This window comes from Streptomyces sp. NPDC034670 (genome assembly GCF_055574875.1).
This window is the reverse complement of sequence record NZ_JBVITR010000138.1, coordinates 1-1,802: the sequence shown is the minus strand read 5'-3', so window position 1 is coordinate 1,802 and position 1,802 is coordinate 1. Positions and strand designations below refer to the sequence as shown.

The window sequence follows — 1,802 nt, the reverse complement described above, 5'->3', positions numbered from 1 at the left end:
GAAGATGTAGAGCGGGGGCCCCCCCCCCCCCCTCCCCGCCCCCCCCCCCCTCCCCCCCCCCCCCCCCCCCCCCCCCCCCCCCCCCCCCCCCCCCCTTTCGCTAGGCGGTGGCGGGGGCGAGTTGCCAGGTGTCGTTGCTTCGGGTGAGTCCGAGGTTGATCAGTCGGCGGAGGTTGAGGGCGGCTGCTCGGGTGTGGAGCCAGGTGCTGTTGGCGATGGTTCCGCGGTAGCGCAGGCGGCGGTTGCCGTGCTGGACGAGCCAGGCGACGGCCCGCTCGACCGGTGGTCGCCAGCGCCGGTAGCCGGCTTGCCAGTCGGGATCGGTGGCCGCCTGGTGGCGGGCGGCGGCCTGGAGGTCGTGGTGCGGGCGGATCGTCACGACGCGTCCGGCCCTGGCTTTGGTGCACCGCTCGCGTAGTGGGCAGCCGGTGCACCGGTCCTTGAAGGACGCGGTGCGCTGGTCGTGCCGTCCGCCGGGTGCCGAGAGCGGGACGGTGTGCCCGGCGGGACAGGTCACGAGGGCGGCAGTGGTGTCGATGGCGAAGTCGTCGAGGGTGAACCCGCCGGGGACGGCCGCCCGTAGCGGGGCGGGCTTGCAGAACAGCCGGTGACCTGCACCATCGAGGCTGTGGCGGGCCTCGCCGGTGGAGTAGGCGGTGTCGCCGAAGACGTCCAGGGGGCTGCTGTCGCCGGCCAGCAGGTCCAGGCCGACGGCCGCCTCGTGGTGTTCGGCCCCGGCCCCCGGTGTGAGGGCGACGGCGGTGTATAACCCCGTCTCCGGCTCGATCGCGAGGTGGGCTTTGTATCCGTCCTGCTGGCGGGTGCGACTCTTGTGGACGTGCCGGGACTGAGGATCGACGGTGGAGACAATCCGGTCGTAGGCGGTCCCGCGGGTGATGCGCCAGCGGCCGTCGCGGCCGTCGGAGTCCTCGGCCGGCTCCACGTCCTGCCCGGCGACCAGGGCCAGCAGGCCGACCGCGTTCGCAGCCCTCTCGCCCAGTTCCTGCTCGGGCAGATGCCCCAGCAGCCTGAGCGCGTCGCCGGCCAGCGCGTCGACGAGAGCGGCGCGGGCCTGTTCGTCGTTCCAGGCGATGCGGGGCTTGCCGGAATCGGCGTAGTCATGGGCGGTGCACTGCACGGCCGCGACCCGGTCGGCGCCGGGAACCACACGGATCACTGCGCGGACGGCGGCGATCAGCTGGGTGACGGTGTCCTGGGTGGCGACCGCATCGTCCAGCACGGTGGAGTCCAGCGCCCGCCGGCGCTTGCCCTTGAGGACCCCGGTGGCCTGCACCACCTCCCGCACCGCCTCGAAGACACGGTCGGGCCGGGCGGAGCGGGACAGCCGACGCCGGAAGTAGGCCAGCAGCGACGGATCGAACGCCATGTCATGCAGGCCCAGCCCGCAAGCGGCCTTCCACCGCAGGTCGCACCGCAGCTCCTGGACCGTTTCGAAGTCCGACAGTCCATGCAGGGCCTGCAGCGTGATCGCCGAGGCGAGGATCTGCGGCGGCATGCTCGGCCGCCCGTTCGCCGACGGGTACATGTCCGCGAACATCTCCGCCGGGAACAACGCACCACGGTGCTCGGCCAGGAACGCGAACACACTCCCGGCCGGGATCAACTCCCGGCAGGTCTCCCACACATCCGGCCCGACCGTCTCCCCGACCCACTCACCCATCACCACGAAACGAGTCTGGCCCCGCCGCTCGCGCGGCGGGGCCAGAACCCCAAGATCTTCATGAGTCTTCTAGGGCGTGTTCCGGCGGGGTCCGGATCACCNGATGGGGTGGAAGGGAACG

1 protein-coding gene is annotated in these 1,802 nt (G+C 72.5%); it reads right to left on the bottom strand.

What is annotated here, in order from left to right; translation table 11 throughout:
• Positions 1-100 precede the first annotated feature (100 nt).
• Positions 101-1,681: an IS1182 family transposase gene (locus ACZ56B_RS32830; protein ID WP_468798748.1), complete on the bottom strand. Its 1,581-nt coding sequence runs from the start codon at positions 1,679-1,681 to the stop codon at positions 101-103.
• Between the last annotated feature and the right edge of the window lie 121 nt (positions 1,682-1,802).